The organism is Vibrio sp. Vb2880 (assembly GCF_033337975.1).
In the GTDB taxonomy this organism is placed as follows: domain Bacteria; phylum Pseudomonadota; class Gammaproteobacteria; order Enterobacterales; family Vibrionaceae; genus Vibrio; species Vibrio alginolyticus.
In genome coordinates this window covers 123505-141645 of the sequence record NZ_JAWORT010000006.1, presented here as the reverse complement: position 1 = coordinate 141645, position 18141 = coordinate 123505, and the positions used below count along the sequence as shown (strand labels likewise).

Here is an 18141-nt window from a genome sequence, read left to right as displayed (position 1 = left end):
TTATAGATTAGCCGAGTCGATATAGTTTGGAAAGGACACCGATAGCTTGGGTGCCCACAACGACCTTACCACAAGCAGAGCCAGGCTGAGAATTTGTAACAATAACCCCTCGCTATTCTCGGGCAATTCAGCGCAACCTAGTTCACTACCTTTTGGAAGCTATCTATATCCATGTCTCGGATATTGACCGTTAAACTGTGCACGTGACTAGCTTGCTCTTGAAGTGTCGCCATCAAGGATCGTGACAGTTCTCGCTTTTGTTCTTGGGAGCGACCAGATAACAAATCAAAGTTGATATGGATAAAATCGAGGCTATCTCCCTCCTCTCCTATTAACCAATTGTGGCACCGGAGCGTTCTAGATTTCACCGACGCGAGTTCAAAAAGGCCACTTTCTAACGCCGTTTTATGTAAATCCTCCAGCAACCCCTGAACATTGACACGTTCTTCAACCGAGTTTGAATACTCTAAAACGAGATTTGGCATTTTGATTCCTTTCTACAACTATTAATTCCAGCGCGTAGTAATACCAATCTCAGCAGCAATTTCCGAGGAATGAACTATCATTCTGTCTACGTGATCACCAATCGATTGCTTTTGACAAAAATAACAGGATCGCTGCTTGGTCGAATCAGTAAAGAAAGCCGGACAAGACATGACACCAATCATGATCTGTTCACATTATTCTGTTATATTCCTACGTAGATTTTTTACATTAATTGACTATTTACATTAAAGATAAGGGAGATATTCCTATGCGTCGTCCTGTAGTGATGGGTAACTGGAAACTAAACGGCAGCAAAGCAATGGTAACTGAGCTGCTAACTGGTCTTAACGCTGAGCTTGAAGGCGTTGAAGGTGTTGACGTAGCAGTCGCTCCACCAGCACTTTACATCGACCTAGCAGAGCGCGTAATCGCTGAAGGCGGTAACAAGATCATCCTAGGTGCTCAAAACACTGACCTAAACAACAGCGGTGCGTTCACTGGCGATATGTCTCCAGAAATGCTGAAAGATTTCGGTGCTACTCACATCATCATCGGTCACTCAGAGCGTCGTGAATACCACAACGAATCTGACGAGTTTATCGCTAAGAAATTCAACTTCCTAAAAGAAAACGGCCTAACACCTGTTTTCTGTATCGGTGAATCTGAAGCGCAAAACGAAGCTGGCGAAACTGAAGCTGTATGTGCACGTCAAATCAACGCAGTTATCGACACTTACGGTGTTGAAGCTCTAAACGGCGCAATCATCGCTTACGAACCAATCTGGGCTATCGGTACTGGTAAAGCAGCAACCGCTGAAGATGCACAACGCATCCACGCTTCTATCCGCGCACTAATCGCAGCGAAAGACGAAGCAGTTGCAGCACAAGTAATCATCCAATACGGCGGCTCTGTTAAGCCAGAAAACGCTGAAGCTTACTTCTCACAACCAGACATCGACGGTGCTCTAGTTGGCGGCGCTTCTCTAGACGCGAAAAGCTTCGCGGCAATCGCTAAAGCAGCGGCTAAAGCAAAAGCTTAATCTCGTTTTTACTGAGAGTAGAAATAACAAAGGGATGCATCATGCATCCCTTTTTGTTTGTGTTGTACCGTCGGAGTACCTAATAGGAAGTTCCGATTTACGCTGGCTCAGCAATTTTCACGGTTGGCTTTTTCGCGAGCTCCGCACTGGAATCTTTCTTATAAAGGTTCTCGTAGCAGTAATTTGTAGCTTCAATGTAGCCTTCTACACTACCGCAATCAAAGCGTTGACCTTTAAATTTGTATGCCAAAACACAACCAGATTGAGCTTGTTGCATTAACGCATCGGTGATTTGAATCTCACCACCTTTACCCGGCTCTGTATTTTCAATCAGTTCAAAGATATCAGGTGTCAGAATGTAGCGACCAATAATCGCTAGATTGCTAGGTGCAGTACCTGGCTCTGGCTTTTCAACCATGTTATCAATGCGGAAGATATCATCTTTGATCATCTCACCAGCAATCACACCGTATTTATGCGTTTCTGATTCCGGCACTTCTTGTACCGCAACGATTGAACAGCGGAACTGTTTGTACAGCTCAACCATTTGCGCTAGAACGCCTTTGTCCTCATTCACACATAGGTCATCCGCGAGCACAACAGCAAACGGTTCATCACCGACCAGTTCACGTCCCGTAAGAATAGCGTGACCTAAGCCTTTCATTTCACGCTGACGAATGTAAGTGTAACTCGCAGAATCAATCAAAGAACGAATATCATCAAGCAGCGCTTCTTTACTTGTACCGCTAATTTGATGCTCTAACTCATAGTTTTTATCAAAGTGATCCATTAACGAGTGCTTACCACGACCGGTGACGATGCACATACCGTCCATACCGGCTTCAATCGCTTCTTCAACACCGTATTCAATCAATGGCTTGTTCACCACTGGCATCATTTCTTTCGGCATCGACTTAGTTGCAGGAAGGAAACGTGTGCCGTAGCCCGCTGCAGGGAATAAACATTTTTTAATCATAACCATTACCAACTAAAAAAAGGCTCCTCTGAGGGAGCCTGTTATATTATTTTGAATATAAAGACTAATTAATCGCTACCAAACAGGTCACGGGTGTAAACTTTATCAGCCACATCAGCTAGTTCCTCAACCATGCGGTTAGAAACAATAACATCAGACATTTGTTTGAACTCTTCAATATCGCGGATAACGGCAGAATGGAAGAACTCATCTTCCTGCAGTACCGGCTCGTAAACCACTACTTCAATACCTTTCGCTTTAATACGCTTCATAATGCCTTGAATAGACGAAGCGCGGAAGTTATCTGAACCAGCTTTCATAATTAAGCGGTAAATGCCCACTACTTTTGGCTGACGTTTGATAATGGAGTCTGCAATAAAATCTTTACGAGTGCGGTTTGCATCAACAATTGCACCAATGATGTTATTAGGAACTTCTTGGTAGTTTGCTAACAATTGCTTTGTATCTTTAGGTAAGCAGTAACCACCATAACCGAATGACGGGTTGTTGTAGTGATTGCCAATACGAGGGTCTAAGCCAACACCTTCTATAATTTGGCGAGCATCAAGGTTGTGTGCTTCAGCATACGAATCTAACTCATTGAAATAAGCTACGCGCATCGCTAGGTATGTGTTTGAGAACAACTTAACCGCTTCGGCTTCTGTAGAGTCAGTAAACAAAACCGAGATGTCTTCTTTTACCGCACCTTCAACTAAAAGATTAGCGAACTTCTCTGCACGTTCGCTACGCTCACCAACGATAATGCGAGACGGGTGTAGGTTATCGTAAAGAGCTTTACCTTCACGAAGAAACTCTGGAGAGAACATAACATTCTGACAACCGAGCTCCTCTTTAATGCGCGCAGTATAACCCACAGGTACAGTCGACTTAATCACCATAACTGCATCTGGATTAATTGCCATCACATCTTTAATCACTGCTTCAACTGAAGAAGTATTAAAGTAGTTCGTTTGAGGGTCATAATCCGTTGGTGTAGCAATAACAACAAACTCCGCGTCTTTGTAAGCCAGCTCTTTATCTAGCGTCGCGATAAAGTTGAGTTCTTTGTTTGCAAGGAAATGTTCGATTTCCGCATCAACAATTGGAGATTTCTTGTCATTCAACAAGTCCACTTTTTCTTGGATAATATCAACCGCCACAACCTCATGGTTTTGTGACAATAACATGGCATTGGACAAACCGACGTAGCCCGTGCCTGCTACAGCAATTTTCATTTTTATTTCCTATTATTTAACTGACGCTAGCATATCAAAACACCGACACTCTCGGTAGAGTGCGGCGATTAACTAAAAGCCTAACTAGCAACACAACTTAATTCAATTGAGTACCCAAGTAACGCAAATAAGCATTGCGAATGCGAAGCTTGTTCTGCTCAAAGTACTCTTGACCATAACGGCCTCGGTTAAAGTAGCGGCGAAGCATACTATTATCCATCACGAGTTCATCACCCTGGCCTGCTGCCAAATAGTTTGTATCGTTGCCAACTCGAGTCGTAACGTTGAAATCATAAGCCTCGTTACCACGAACTTGTATCACTCCCGGCGACATATCGCGCCATGGCGTTAATGGCAGTTTTACTGACACAGTGACAAACTGCTCTTCGTCTGTATCATTAAACTTTGTCACCTGATAACTTGCTGATACTTCTATGTCTTCAAACCAATGTGATGTCGTGAATTTTGCGCCGACATCCCCTTTCCAAAACTCGCCAGCAGTTGCGTTAAACTGCCAATCCCACTCTGGCATAGAGAATGTGTAACGAGTTAAAAAGGTTTGGCGGTCTGGATTCGCATAACCATTTTTGTCTTTTTCGTCTTGATGTTGGAAGTAGCTCATCTCTAGTCCCAACTCATGGTTGCCCGATTGAGAGAACCAAGCTGATTCGCTGCGCGCACCGATATAATCCGACTTAACCAAGCCTAGAGAGACCTGGTTAGCAATATCGACATATGGTAAACGGAAGAACTGATGCACCATTGCACGATCAATCTCGTTCTCGTACGCGCTGTCTTCGAAATACCCACCCTCTTCAAAATCATCACTTTCAGCTAAAGGTAAAATATGACGAACATCAATTGCCGCGCCAGACCATAGGTAGGTGTATAAGTTGCTAGACATAGCAAAAGAGTAATCATACACACCGTACTCGGTTGCAAAACCATGCCTTACCATAGGAGAAAGCACGATCTGCGAATCTAAAGTGCCTGAATTAACTCGCTCCGTTTTCCAATCAACCATGTCTAATCTTTCCGGTAAATCGCGCGTGATAAACTGAATGTCATCACAAGCTGCGCTACCATTGACGAAACTTTGGTAACAGTTAGCGTCAGACAAAACGCTGACCACTGGTTTTTGGTTGGCAAGCATCACAAGTTCAAATTGATCCGATGCAGCGCTTATATCTTGCGCCGCATTTTGACCTAAATGACTAGACACAATACCCAGAGCGACACCTAGTCCGTCAACTTGGTTATGGTTGTAGCGGCGGTTTTCTACAGCCACTACAACTTTGCCATTTGATACGCCCACTTGAACATTAACGAAGCCTTCATTTTTTAACGCACTAACCAAAGAGGAAATTGACGCTTGTTGCGCTTTGTTTTGCTCAACGACTAAACGATCCATTAACGTCATATTATTCTTCGCGTAGTCGCGAGAGCGAGAGTATTCCGTTATCAATGGCATCGAGAGTGCAGCACTCCAAACGCTTGAACCATCCGATTCATGACCAGAATAAATCTGGTAGCTTAATGAGGCGGTTATATCATTAGGCAGTAAATCATCGGGAGTGAACACTTTTATAGAAGAGTTGAATTCTACTGAATCGTACTCTCCTACTAGTTGAACAAAGTCAAAAGGTTGGTATTCAAAGCCACCAAAAGGGCCATCTAGAACACCCATCAAACGCTCTTCTGACTGACCGAAACCAGCAGAAACCCTTAAGGGAAGTGCATTAAACGTATAATCAGCGACGGCAAAATTAGTCATGAGCTTATTTGCAGCCCCACCGACATCTTGCATACCCAAAGCAAAATCTAAGTTCTCATTCCCCCAAAAATTGGGAACCTGATACTTCAGTGATAATGATAAATCTCGAATACCGCCACAGCCTGTTTTAAAACAGTTCGAGTTATAATCATAAGTAACGATACTACCATGAGCCTCTAACCCTTCAATGAGGCCGAAAGATACTTTTATAGAATCTAAACCTTGCACCTCGTCAAGCCAAGGGCGCCCTTGGGCAAAAGATACACCAAAGTCGCCATACTCTTTAACTTGAGCATTAGGGTTAAAAACCAGTCCACTAAAGCTTTGGTTAGAATTTAGCGTCTGCAATTCGTTTGCCGCGACGCCACAACTAAAAGCCAACGATAGGGTAATTATCGTTACTTCATCCACTGAAATCTTTTTGATCATAACTCTTTATTTTATTTAGTTTTGCTAACTGGCACTAAGGCCTTCTGCTTGAGTTTTTTCTTTTTGAAAGCAATCTTCCACTGCGTCCAAGTATTTTTGTATGACTAACTGCTCATCAAACTCTCGTTCAACTATTTGACGACTGAATTGTCCCATTGTTAACCTTTCTTGATGAGTGAGGTTGATCACCAAATCCAGTTTTTCAATTAAACTCTCTGTCGAACGAGGAGCACATAAATAACCATTGACTCCATCGTCAACCGTTTCACGACAACCAACATTGTCAGTTGTTACTATGGGTTTCCCCATTGCCGCCGCTTCAAGTAACGATTTAGGTACTCCCTCTCGATAGAATGAAGGAAGCACCATGCAATCTACCTTCGCAATCTCCTCTTCTACACAATCAGAAGTGCCAAGATAACTTACAATGCCTTCATCAACCCACTTTTGCATATCACTACTAGAGACAGCTGAAGGGTTATTAACATCAAGAAAACCTAGTAATCGAAATTCAACCTTATCACCATGTTTAGACTTCAATGCGCGAGCCGCTTCAACGTAGTGACCAATGCCTTTGTCGTACAACATTCTGGCAATCAATAAAAAGCGAATTACACCGTCATCATTTGCTGGGCTAACTTGAAAACGGTTGAGATCAGCTCCCGAACCAGGTAAACGATCAACAAGATACGATGGCGCTAACCGGTTCTCCAAAAACAACGTTTTATCGTCTTCATTTTGAAAGAAGATCTTACTTGCTTTAGATTGGCTCATTTTATACAGCAATCTGGCAATCTTAGACGTAAGGCCTTCATTAATAAAGACCATACCTAAGCCGGCAATATTATTGACCGACTTAGAGCCAACAAAATGCCCAGCTAACGTACCGTAGATATTATTCTTTGGAGTAAAGTTCAGTACCACATCGGGTTTGACGCTCTTAAAGATTTTGATAAATGAGAAAAACGTACCAATATCTTTAACAGGATTTGTACCCCCTTGGTCAATGTTGATATGACAAAAGCTTGCTCCAAGTGATTCAAGCTTCGGTGAATAATCATCTTTAGGGGCTATAGCTACAACCTGATAATCAGCGTCCAACAACGCCGTAATGGTGTTTCTTCTGAAATTATATAAATACCAACTTGTATTTGCTGAAATCGCAACCGTTTTCATCTAACTACCTAAACCTTATAAAACTCGCGATACCAATCAACTAAGGCTTGAACGCCTTGTTTAAGACCAACTTGAGGTTTATAGCCAGTCGCTTCGAATAAATCAGAAGTATCAGCATAAGTCTTATACACATCACCAGGCTGCATCTCGCGGAAATTCTTTTTCGCTTCAATACCAAGCGCAGATTCGATTTCCGTGATGAAGTCCATAAGGTTAACTGGACTACCGTGACCGATATTGTAAACAGAGTATGGAGCTGAACTAGAAGCAGGCGTACCGGATTCAACGGTCCAGTCGTCATTTCTTTGAGGGATAACCTCAGAAATACGTACAATACCTTCAACAATGTCGTCAATGTAAGTGAAGTCTCGCCACATATCGCCATTATTGTTTATATCAATTGTATCGCCCTCTAATATCTTCTTAGTGAAAATAAAAGGTGCCATGTCAGGACGACCCCATGGACCGTAAACGGTGAAGAACCGCAATCCAGTGGTCGGTAAGTCATACAAGTGAGAATATGAATGTGCCATTAACTCATTTGATTTCTTCGTCGCTGCATACAAAGAAACTGGATGGTCAACCGTATCACTTGTTTCAAAAGGTGTTTTTTGATTCAAGCCATAAATAGAAGATGACGATGCGTAAACTAGATGCTTAACTTTTGAATGTCGGCAACCCTCTAGGATGTTTAGGTGACCAACTAAGTTAGAATCCGCATAGGCCATCGGGTTTTCTATAGAGTATCTCACACCAGCTTGAGCTGCTAAGTGGATAACACAATCAAACTGGTTGTTAGCGAAGAAATCAGCTACAGCTTGTCTATCCGAGAGATCCATCTTTACAAATTCGAATCGCTCACTATTATTGATCGTCAGTAGTCGAGCTTCTTTAAGATTAACATCATAGTAGTCATTAATATTATCTACACCAACAACACTCGCACCTTTACTCAAAAGTACTTCAATGGTTTTAGCGCCAATAAAACCCGCTGCGCCAGTTACTAAATATTTCATTTATTAAATTCCTTCCAATAACTACCTAATAAGACATCTGCATCTTTACTTGAAAGTGGTTCCCAACCACTACCATGACAAAACGTTAGTTCTCCAAAATAAACCTTTCCATCGACGTTATACATATCAACTCGAACGTATTTAAAAGGTTTCGCTAATTTTTTTGCTAGTGAAACCACGTCAGGCATATTAATTGGAAACTCGTAGGAATCATCAACTGATTCATACTTGGGCTGTATAGCAAAATCTAACTTTTCTAAATGCTCGGAATACAGTGATCTCTTATGATTACTAAATCGGTCACTATCGACCTGAATTATTACTTTTTCCTGGTTACTATCGTCCCCTTGAAAAATATGCAATTTATAATCGGATGGCAGAGAACCATCTTTATGCATTAATAACTCTTCCATGAGTACTTGAGGCGTTTCAAGATCATAGAAATTTTCATCAATCTTTTGTCCTATTTTTACTTTTAGGTAACGATTGAATTGTGCTGATAGTGCATTTAAATCTGTTAATTTTGACTTATCAAGTACTACTTTAACATTCTCACCACCACCTCCATTACTCGTTTTGATAACAAACTTATCAGGTGCTTTATGAAAGAAATCAGGCGTTACATGAGTTGTTTTAGCAATTAAAGGAATTAAATGTTCTTTACCAATAGTATCTTCGACATATTTTCTCACAGTATACTTATCAACATAACGAGAGAAGCTTAATGATTGTGAATCTAACTTTCGAGCAAATACTTTTTCTGAAAATGTACTAGGGTTTACAAAGCTTGGATAATAACGATGAACGATAATAAATCTGAATTTATTATATACACTAGGTGTAAGTATTAATCTTAAACTATCTCTTATTATATTCTTTAATTGTTTTTTTAGTGATGACATTCTAGTACTTCCGCATATTTACTAGTTATCTCTTGATGACTAATGCTGTCAATAAATCCTTTACTATTATTTTCAAACTCAGAGCTAAGGATATATTGGTTTTCGATTGCATAACTTATTGCTTTACAAGCCGCTTCGATATCACCCACAGGAAACAATATGCCGCGCTTCTCATGAGAAAACTCACCTTTCGAAGCAGAGTAGTTAAGAAAGTCATCACAAAGGATTTCTTTAGGTCCAGTTTTACAATCACTGTGAATAGGGATAGCTTTAGATATCATCGATTCGATAAGAGCATTCGGGAATCCTTCAGCCTCAGAGCAAGATAGGTAGAATCCAAATTTATTTATATACTTAAATGGGTTTTCAACCATGTCATGGAAAGTAATGTTCTTCAATTCCTTGTGTCTAACATATTCCTGTAGTTCATTTTTTAAAGAACCGTTTCCGAAAAAATGAAAATGACAATTATCTTGAAAACTTTCAGCGATTTTAATTACATCGTATGGTCGCTTAGATGGGTTCAAACGACCAACAATTGCTATGTGATATCGGTTATCGTCCACGGGTTCGTCAATTATTTCTTGGGCTAATTCTTTAATCTCGTCGATATTGTATGGATTATATATGACCCTATGATTTTCAGGTGTCCATCCAAAAACATCATTAAAGTCAGATAACATTTCCTTTGATTTAAATATATGCACATTTGCCTGCTTCAAGGCCATACTCATTAATGTTCTATGAACAAACTTCGTTATATTGGACTTGCTATTATAAAAACTGCTATAACTAAAACAATGTACAGATTGAAAAGTAAAGTTAGCACCAAAAATCTTTGCCAAACCGCAAGTTAAATTTGGATTATTTAAATGAGATTGAACCACATAATCATCCGGCAAAAAAACAAGCTTACAAATAGATTTCAAAATAGAAATAATGGGAAATTTAGAATTAAAGCTAACTTTATTTAAAGATTTATTTTCATAGAACTCATTATTATTTAAAACCCATAATGATGTTACCGTTCTGATAGCTTCGTTTTTGAACAATCTTGAAACAACTCTCTCAGCGCCACCATGACTAAGATTGTTTATAAATATTATATTTTTCATATCCTCTTACCAACTTAACCAATTCCGTTCTCAAGAACAATTCCAACTTAGGAATATAAATACAAGAAACTGCAATTAGAAAAATAATAAAAATCACTTTTCCAATTAAATTATCCATAAAAGCAAATTTTGAAAAAACCGCATAACCGATTTCTTGATGCAGAAGGTATAGAGGATAAGTTCCAGCTGCTAAAGTTATTATTATATTTTCAATCATCCCTTTTGAAGTTTCAAAATTCAAAAACTTAATAAAAAATACAATAATTAACGTAAGGATAAGAATTGCATATAATGGGTTAATATTGAAATCATTATAATTAGCTAAAGTCTCACTTCTAATATAAGTTCGATACATTAAAAGAGTAAAGCTAGCAAAAGATAATAAGATGAAAATCTTTGATTTTTTATCATTACTATTTAAGATGCTAATACAAAGACCAAATAAAAAATAAGGGATCCAATTTAAAAGAAAAACACTTTCAAAAAAACCAAAGTCAAAATACCCCATTAATGAAAGAAATGAGCTGAACAACCAGAAATAAACTAACGCAGTGAATATCTTGCCTTTAAACAAAAAGAAACATAAAGATATCAAAACATAAAATGTAATTTCTATAGCTAAAGTCCAATAAACACCATCTATACTTTTTACATTGACAAAGCTCTGAAGCATTGAAAAATTAATTAATATTTGTTTACTTGTTAGTGTGCTGTCACTTAGGAAGTAAATGACTATTATTGATATGGACAAACAAATCCAATACGTCGGATAAAGCCTCATAACTCTAGCTTTAAAAAAACCCCACACATCCCTCGTACGTAGTGAGTTATATATTACAAATCCGCTTATTATAAAGAAAACATCGATTCCTAAATATCCATAAGAAAACATATAGTCATACGAAAAATCGCTATAAATCTCACCTAATTTAGGTCCATAAAAAAAATAGTGATAAAAAATCACCATAAAGCATGCACATATTCTCAAAAAATCAAGTGTTACATTTCTTTTCATCTGAGCCAAGGTAATCATCCTTATTTGATACTATTAACAACATTGCAAGAATAAACCATACATAAGGATTAGAAATCTTATAGAAGTTAAATGAAATTACTATTAAAAATATGGTCGAATCTATAGACACTTTGTAATGTATGAACAATACAGATATATATATAATAAAAATCAGTGTTCCAATTATACCTAAATAAACCAGAAGAGATGGAATGGTAGTCAATGGTATATCTATTATATCATTACCCACACCTGAACCAAATAATTGATAAATTAAATCTAAATCATAGAAAATAGTAAACATCAACATTCTCTCTCCTGTTGAGTTATCTGAATCTAAATTTAAAATCCTATAATTATAATAAGATATTATTTGATCCTGCATCAGGAAAAGAAAAATTGAAGACATGATGATTATAGATAAAATCTTTTTAAATGTAAGATTACTAATGTTGGTCAAAAATATATAACATATTGAAAAAACAATCCCTGATATCGAAAATGAAATAAAAATCGTGAATAGTACTAATGCTTCAATTTTGCTATTTAGAAAGCTGGACTTTTTTGATATCCACAGTAATGTAATCATAAATGCACAATAAGAACTAGGCTCACTAAATAAACCAGAAGGCCTAAAAACAGCAACACCACCGTGATCTTCAATTCTTTCGAACCCAGAAACTCGTTGAACTTCACCAGTAATCGGCTGTAAGAAATCTATTTTTTCGTTAAATAAATAATAAGCTAAAAGTTGTATTAAAAAAAATAGAGCATGAATTAGAAAAAGGTAATTAAGAACATTTAAAGAGGATTTTATTTTATCTTTAAGAGAAATAATTGATAAAAATATTATCACATTGATAACTAGACCAATAACAGAGTTAATATAAGGCTTATCAGACACTAATGCACCCAAAGAAGAAAGAGCGAAAATAAGCACTAATATTGAAATGAATCTAAGGTCAGCTTTAGTTAATACTGGATTACAAATAAAAAATAAAAATAATAAAATAGCCGCAGCTATTACAGGTCCAGGAGCTAATGATATACTATAAAAGTAATAACTTCTCAAAGTAAAAAACAAACACGCAAAGAAAAAAAACAGTTTAAATTTTTTATCAACTACATTAACTCTATTCATCATTGACTCTTAACAACTTCACAATCCTTAACCTATCTACTGAATTAAAAATTTAAATTAATAATCATTTTGTTTTTTTAACAACCTAAATGAATAATAAACAACAGAAACATTGTATAAAAAACCTAGTATTACAAAAACTAATATCACATCTCTTAAATCAATATTGATTAGAAAAACCAACAACAAAAAAACTAACTTTATAATCAAGAATATGTTTTCTATAGAGATTAACTTTCTTTGTTTAGCAGAGGAAATTAAATAGCAATATGCAGGGGAACTAAACAATCCAGAACTTACCCAGAAAATTATCATACCCATATAGTATGCCGTATCCTTCCATTCTTCTCCCCACACTAAATTAACAACGAATTCCGAACAGAGATTAAATATAATAACCAAAGCAATTGTTGGCACTAAGAGAATTAAAGAATATCGACTAACAAATAAAAACTTATCTTCTATTATAGATATTTTTTTTAGTAGGAGATTACGTAGAGGTGAAAAGATTAGAGTCATTGGCGCTAGAGTTAGAGAAAAAGCTAGCGAAAAATAAGCTAATGATTCATATCCATATTTTAAAGGAAGCAGTACCATAGGGACTTGTTGAGATATCGAGTTTAATAAACTTGCAACTGTACCATATATAAAGTACTCTTTTTTACTTAAGACAAAACTCTTAATTTTTGTTTTTTCATAATTATCAGTCTTTTCTTTTCTTCTTCTAAAAGTTGATGCAATAATTTCAGATAATATTCTGATTATTACCATTGGATACATTGCTTTAGGGATGGAATTAATAATACATTGCCCTGTCAACATGAGAAAAGGCCTGATGACAGCAGTTATACCATACTTTGACGTCTTATCTTCTTTTATTAGAGCTGACCCAAACAATATGAACTTAGCATTAAAATAGGCTAAAATGACACCAGCCAAAGTCAAGAGTATCAACTCTTTATCATGATAAACGAGACTTGTGAACGCAATAAAAAATAAGAGTAAAAATAGTAGTAATGTAGAGTACCTATTAATATGGTAAAATGTTTTTGATATATTTTCTTTAGCTTCTAATAAAATAACACTGTCAGATTTAAGGTAAAATAGAACTGAGATCGCGAGTGACAAACTATTTACATAACTATACTTACCGAACTCTTCCGCTCCAAATAACTTAGATCCATATGAAATCGCAATGAAGTTTACAATCTGAGCTAAGGCCAGAGCACCAGACATCCCAACAAGCTTTTTTAACACTTTTCATTCTCAATAAATAATACTAAGCTTTCAGCTAGCAATTCTTCTAAAACAGTATTGTTCTTATTCTCTAACCATTGATTTTCTATTTTTTCATAATAATACTGAGCATTGATTTGTGTATAAGGACCAAAGTGTGCGCATTGGAACTCAATACACTTGTATCCCTCTTTTGTCTTAATTATATCAATTGAAACATAAGGAGTTGCGAGTTTAGTTCTAAACTCCAAAGCAAAATTCAAAAGTTCTTCTTCTGGTTTTACAAATTCAAATTTCCCACTACCACTTGCTCTAAAGTCGTTCGTCCTTGTATTTCTTTTTAATACAAAGCATTTTTTGTTAAATACAAGAACTTTATAATCACATGTTAATTCATCAACAAAGTTTTGAAGAACATATGGTTCCTTTACTTTATAGTATTCCAGAGCTAATTCATTAATGTTTGTTCTTTTTAATTTTGATTTTAAAAATGCTCGTAAGTAATAGGCAACTCTTTTTATTCCGACTCTTGATAATATAGACTTACGAATAAAACTATTTAGCTCTTCCGTTTTACTAACTAGTGTTACCCCTCCACTTCCGGCTCCATTGACAAGCTTAAGCACTTTTCTTTCGCTTATATTTCTAGGTTCAATGTAGTAACTCTGCTCAATAAAAGGAAGATCTTTTTGCTTTGCGTAAAGGCCCTGATAGCCTTTATTTTCATGGCACTTAATTAAATCTCTATCAGGTATAACTGCGTTATTAAATACGGGTAATGAAAGGACGTCATCTAAATACTTTTTCACATCAAGGTTTTGATGACTTCCACAGACATATAAAGAACTATCACTATTATTTATCTCAAACTGTAAAGACTCAAAATCCAATAGATCCACATCATAGCCAAAGCTCTTAATGTGGTTGACAAACAACTCTAGATCAATCGATTTAAAAGTTGGTATTCTTTGCCCAAAATATTCTTTATGATGTAATACTTTAATTTTCATTTTAAAAATTTGACTCATTTGGTTATTTTTGAAGAACTTCTTGTTTGCTCTCTTTATTAAATATACTTTTTATTACTGCTGTAACTTTCCATATATGACTAATAAGCCAAAAGTAAACTAAGAATAAAACAATGAATGCAAAAAACATCACAGACTCTTTCATTCCAACAAAATCAGCCCACAAACCGATAGCGGCACAAATTGATGCCATCGAACAGATGAAAATTAACGTTGCACCTGGAGAAAGCCCAATACGCTGACAAATATGGTGTAGATGTTCTCTGTCTGGTTGGAATGGTGACTGACCTTTACGAATACGACGGATCATAATGGTTGCCATGTCCATCAACGGTAAAGCTATTAACCACAGTGCTGTGACTGGCTTGAAGGCTACCGCTCCTGGTTCTTGCGTGCCGCGAATCAGCATCCAGACCACTGTAAAGCCGATAAACATACTGCCAGCATCACCCATAAAGATTTTAAAGCGACGACCAAGTGGGAAACCTAAGTTCATGAAGATGTAAGGAAGCATCGCAGTCACGATCATTAAACAGATCGTGGCTAAATATTCGTTTCCGTTGTAGGCAAACACAATACCTAATGCTGTAAAGGTGACCGAGGCTAACCCGCCCAGCAAGCCGTCTATGCCATCAACCATATTAAATGCGTTAATTGCGCCTATTACCGCAATAACGGTGATCACTGCGCCAGCGACTTCATTAAGGGCAATGGTTTCGCTCCCCATTAAGTAGCCTAAATCGTGTAAGCTGTGGCCTCCGATGTAAATCATCGCAAGGGATATTCCGGCTTGGATAATAAGACGAATTTTGAAACTTACATCGTAGTAGTCATCTAATGCGCCGAGCACTATAAGCACAGCCGAACAAGATAAGTAGAGTGATAGGTTGTCATTCATTGGTAGGAACAGAAGGAACCCGACCAGTATAGTAGAGAAAATGGAGATGCCTCCTACAAGGGGTACTACTCCTTGGTGGAGCTTTCTTGCATTGGGTTTATCTACTAGACCTACGCGCTTAGCAACTTTGCGCATAACAAAAAGTAGAACGAACGACAAAATAAATACAAATAAATATGCATTATTCATGGTAGCCAACTGTGTTATTAAATAAGTTTGAGGTAAATCTATAACGCATCCGACTGATTCCCTTTACGGATTCCATTGCATCACAGGTCCGATACTGCTGATTCTTGCTTCGCTCGTATCTAGACACGCCGAACTCTAAGAATGAGCAGGTGATTTTTTGGCGTGACAAAACCACATTAGCCAACGTGGGTTGTAACGCATTGCAAACGCTAATTTCTAATATTGAATATGTAAGTAACTGAGTTCCACCGACACTAGCTCGTGACGGTCATCGGTTCTCAGCCTTTATAGGCAGGCCAAATACAAAGCTGAATACACTAACTAACGGTTTGGGCCGGTAGTTATGTACTTCTATAAACCTAGTATTTGGTTTTGATAGGTATGAGAAATGGAGATTTAAATTGTAACCTATGCCTAACCAACATTTGCTCGCCACTTTGTTAGCTTTGAGCGTCCCTCTGACAAAAGGGAATTACATAAATTTGTAATAGTTCTCGTTTTTTATAAATCAATCTTGCCAGAAATGCACTTAGGTGCTTATTATTATTAAAAATTATCTTGCTTGGTCTCTCTTCTGTTAGGAAAGAGACTAACAGATGATTTGGGCACGCTACCGCCCCTAGGTCTGGCTCCTAGAAGCAAGTTTTATACGTAGTGTTTAATGGTTGCGTTTCCAAACAGGAGACGAATTGTATAGTAAACACGTTGCAACTAAAAGTAGAACGTGTAAAAAGCTTGCAAAAAAATGTCTTTTTTCTGACACTTAACTCGCCATAAACGTGACGCTTTTTTTGTTGGCTTACTAATTATTAAACTCCTTCCGGCATAGCTGATGTTTGTATAGCTAGCGCGTTAATCTCAGAAGTCTAAGTGAAAATAGTTGCAATAATATGAATTGCATCACAACAGGTTGCAATGCTACACAGTCAAATTTATGACGAATATCTAAGTCTCTCTAAACTTTCGGTTTTGCTGTTTTCTTACTCTCATTATCCTTGCCTACAATACGCTCACTTATTCACCACTTTCTGCTTACCTTGTTCATTGCGCGATTGACTGAGCCGTCTTTACGTCGCGAGGTGTCGCTATATATGAAAGCAAATACTCGTAAGCGTGGGTTAACAAAGGAAAAGACGTCGTTTCGTTATGAAAGTACTGCACCACGGTGGGAAAAATACGGTTACTGGCTCTTGTCACGAGCTCGTATTACAAAATGGAAGTGTGCTGATCGACTGTGGTTTGCTACAAGGTCAAGATAATGCTCAGCAGGAGAGTTTGAATATCGACTTTTCTATCTCTGATCTCAAAGCGGTTGTTCTAACCCATTCTCATATCGATCATATTGGTCGGCTACCTTGGCTATTGGCTGCAGGTTATAAGGGGCCTATCTACTGTACGGAAGCCACCGCTGAGCTCGTACCGCTTATGTTAGAAGATGGATTAAAGCTCCAGTTAGGCATGAGGCGCCATCAAAGGGACAGCTTGCTCGATTTTATTCGAACGCTTATTCGCCCTTGCTCTTACTCCCAATGGATAGAGATAGAAGAACATACCTATCTTCGCTTTCAACCAGCAGGACACATTTTAGGGTCTGCATATGTTGAGTTTCATTTATCAAACAATGAAGTTGTTGTGTTCTCAGGGGATTTGGGACCTCGTAACACGCCTCTCCTACCTGACCCGGTATCGCCTGAAAAAGCTGACTATTTGTTTATCGAGTCAACATACGGCAATAAAGTTCACGAAGATGTTGAGTCTCGCAGTAGGCGATTGCTTTCTATTATTGAGCATGCACTTCAGGATGGTGGCGTAATTGTTATACCTGCTTTTAGCGTCGGGAGAACTCAAGAGTTACTGTTTGATATAGAACAGCTTATTCATGAGCACGCCTTGCAAGATTCTCTGCCTATTATTCTCGATTCTCCTTTGGCTAAAAAGGTAACTACTACCTATCGGCAATTTAAAAAGCTTTGGGGAGCTGAAGCGAAAGAGCGGCTCGAGCATCACCGACACCCTCTTGCGTTTGATCAATGTATTACCGTCGAAAGCCACACTGACCATTTAAAGCTCGTCAATCGACTCGCGAGCACGACAGAAGCTGCTATTGTGGTTGCGGCCTCTGGTATGTGTGAAGGTGGACGTGTCGTCAATTATTTAGAAGCATTGCTGCCAGATAAAAGAAATGATGTGCTATTTGCAGGCTATCAAGCAGAAGGGACGTTAGGTCGGCGAATTCAGGATGGAGAAGAGAACATACTGATTGACGGAAGGCGCGTTAGAGTGGAGGCTCAAGTACATACCATGTCAGGTTACTCTGCACATGCGGATAGGGACGATTTAATACAGTTTGTTTCTGGTATTCCTACTCCTCCGAAAGAAGTTCACCTTATTCATGGTGAACAAGCGTCGAAAAGATCGCTTTATCAACAACTGATAACCCTCGGATATAACTGCGTTATATAGTGAAATGAACAATCATTTAATTT

Annotated in this window: 15 protein-coding genes; 2 read left to right on the top strand and 13 right to left on the bottom strand. The window is 37.9% G+C overall.

The genetic code is table 11. The features are described from left to right. Nucleotides 1-137: 137 nt before the first annotated feature. Nucleotides 138-485: a 5-carboxymethyl-2-hydroxymuconate Delta-isomerase gene (locus R7M92_RS09025; RefSeq protein ID WP_053303354.1), complete on the bottom strand. Its 348-nt coding sequence runs from the start codon at nt 483-485 to the stop codon at nt 138-140. Between the two features lie 269 nt (nt 486-754). On the opposite strand from R7M92_RS09025, the gene tpiA reads away from it, so the two are divergent. Further along, the gene (tpiA, locus tag R7M92_RS09020; protein WP_005384863.1) at nt 755-1525 is read left to right on the top strand and encodes a triose-phosphate isomerase; all 771 of its coding nucleotides are present in this window, start codon (nt 755-757) and stop codon (nt 1523-1525) included. A gap of 97 nt (nt 1526-1622) precedes the next feature. Here tpiA and galU read toward each other — a convergent pair whose 3' ends face one another. The 12 genes from galU to wecA all read right to left on the bottom strand — a co-directional run bounded on the left by galU (nt 1623) and on the right by wecA (nt 15655). Further along, nucleotides 1623-2501 carry a UTP--glucose-1-phosphate uridylyltransferase GalU gene (gene galU, locus R7M92_RS09015; RefSeq protein ID WP_005397961.1) on the bottom strand — a complete coding sequence of 293 codons (879 nt, stop codon included), beginning with the start codon at nt 2499-2501 and terminating at the stop codon, nt 1623-1625. 68 nt (nt 2502-2569) lie between these two features. Then, complete coding sequence (locus tag R7M92_RS09010; protein WP_025604212.1) at nt 2570-3736, bottom strand: nucleotide sugar dehydrogenase; 1167 nt, start codon at nt 3734-3736, stop codon at nt 2570-2572. Between the two features lie 97 nt (nt 3737-3833). After that, nucleotides 3834-5939, bottom strand: coding sequence for a YjbH domain-containing protein (locus tag R7M92_RS09005; RefSeq protein WP_318133205.1), 2106 nt, complete (start codon nt 5937-5939; stop codon nt 3834-3836). A 24-nt stretch (nt 5940-5963) separates the two neighbouring features. After that, nucleotides 5964-7115: a glycosyltransferase family 4 protein gene (locus R7M92_RS09000; RefSeq protein ID WP_318133203.1), complete on the bottom strand. Its 1152-nt coding sequence runs from the start codon at nt 7113-7115 to the stop codon at nt 5964-5966. 8 nt (nt 7116-7123) lie between these two features. After that, nucleotides 7124-8131 carry an NAD-dependent epimerase gene (locus tag R7M92_RS08995; RefSeq protein WP_318133201.1) on the bottom strand — a complete coding sequence of 336 codons (1008 nt, stop codon included), beginning with the start codon at nt 8129-8131 and terminating at the stop codon, nt 7124-7126. Further along, a complete protein-coding gene (locus R7M92_RS08990) occupies nt 8128-9033 on the bottom strand; it encodes an ATP-grasp fold amidoligase family protein (RefSeq protein ID WP_182015978.1) in 906 nt (301 codons plus the stop codon). Before R7M92_RS08990 ends, R7M92_RS08995 begins: the two co-directional genes overlap by 4 nt. Next, nucleotides 9021-10148 (bottom strand): glycosyltransferase, encoded by a 1128-nt coding sequence (locus R7M92_RS08985; protein ID WP_182015979.1) that lies wholly within the window; start codon nt 10146-10148, stop codon nt 9021-9023. The genes R7M92_RS08990 and R7M92_RS08985 overlap by 13 nt, the downstream gene beginning before the upstream one ends. Beyond that, complete coding sequence (locus tag R7M92_RS08980; RefSeq protein ID WP_250157641.1) at nt 10117-11163, bottom strand: acyltransferase family protein; 1047 nt, start codon at nt 11161-11163, stop codon at nt 10117-10119. The genes R7M92_RS08985 and R7M92_RS08980 overlap by 32 nt, the downstream gene beginning before the upstream one ends. After that, nucleotides 11141-12307 (bottom strand): hypothetical protein, encoded by a 1167-nt coding sequence (locus tag R7M92_RS08975; protein WP_318133197.1) that lies wholly within the window; start codon nt 12305-12307, stop codon nt 11141-11143. The genes R7M92_RS08980 and R7M92_RS08975 overlap by 23 nt, the downstream gene beginning before the upstream one ends. 54 nt (nt 12308-12361) lie before the next feature. Next, entirely contained in the window at nt 12362-13561 is a 1200-nt protein-coding gene (locus R7M92_RS08970) for a lipopolysaccharide biosynthesis protein (protein WP_213986779.1), read from the bottom strand. Next, nucleotides 13555-14568, bottom strand: coding sequence for a hypothetical protein (locus R7M92_RS08965; protein ID WP_318133194.1), 1014 nt, complete (start codon nt 14566-14568; stop codon nt 13555-13557). Before R7M92_RS08965 ends, R7M92_RS08970 begins: the two co-directional genes overlap by 7 nt. 4 nt (nt 14569-14572) lie before the next feature. Then, on the bottom strand, nt 14573-15655 hold the full coding sequence (gene wecA / locus R7M92_RS08960) for a UDP-N-acetylglucosamine--undecaprenyl-phosphate N-acetylglucosaminephosphotransferase (protein WP_318133193.1): 1083 nt from the start codon (nt 15653-15655) through the stop codon (nt 14573-14575). Between the two features lie 1146 nt (nt 15656-16801). Between wecA and R7M92_RS08955 the strand changes: the two genes are divergently transcribed. Beyond that, nucleotides 16802-18118: an MBL fold metallo-hydrolase gene (locus R7M92_RS08955; protein ID WP_213867430.1), complete on the top strand. Its 1317-nt coding sequence runs from the start codon at nt 16802-16804 to the stop codon at nt 18116-18118. Nucleotides 18119-18141 lie beyond the last annotated feature (23 nt).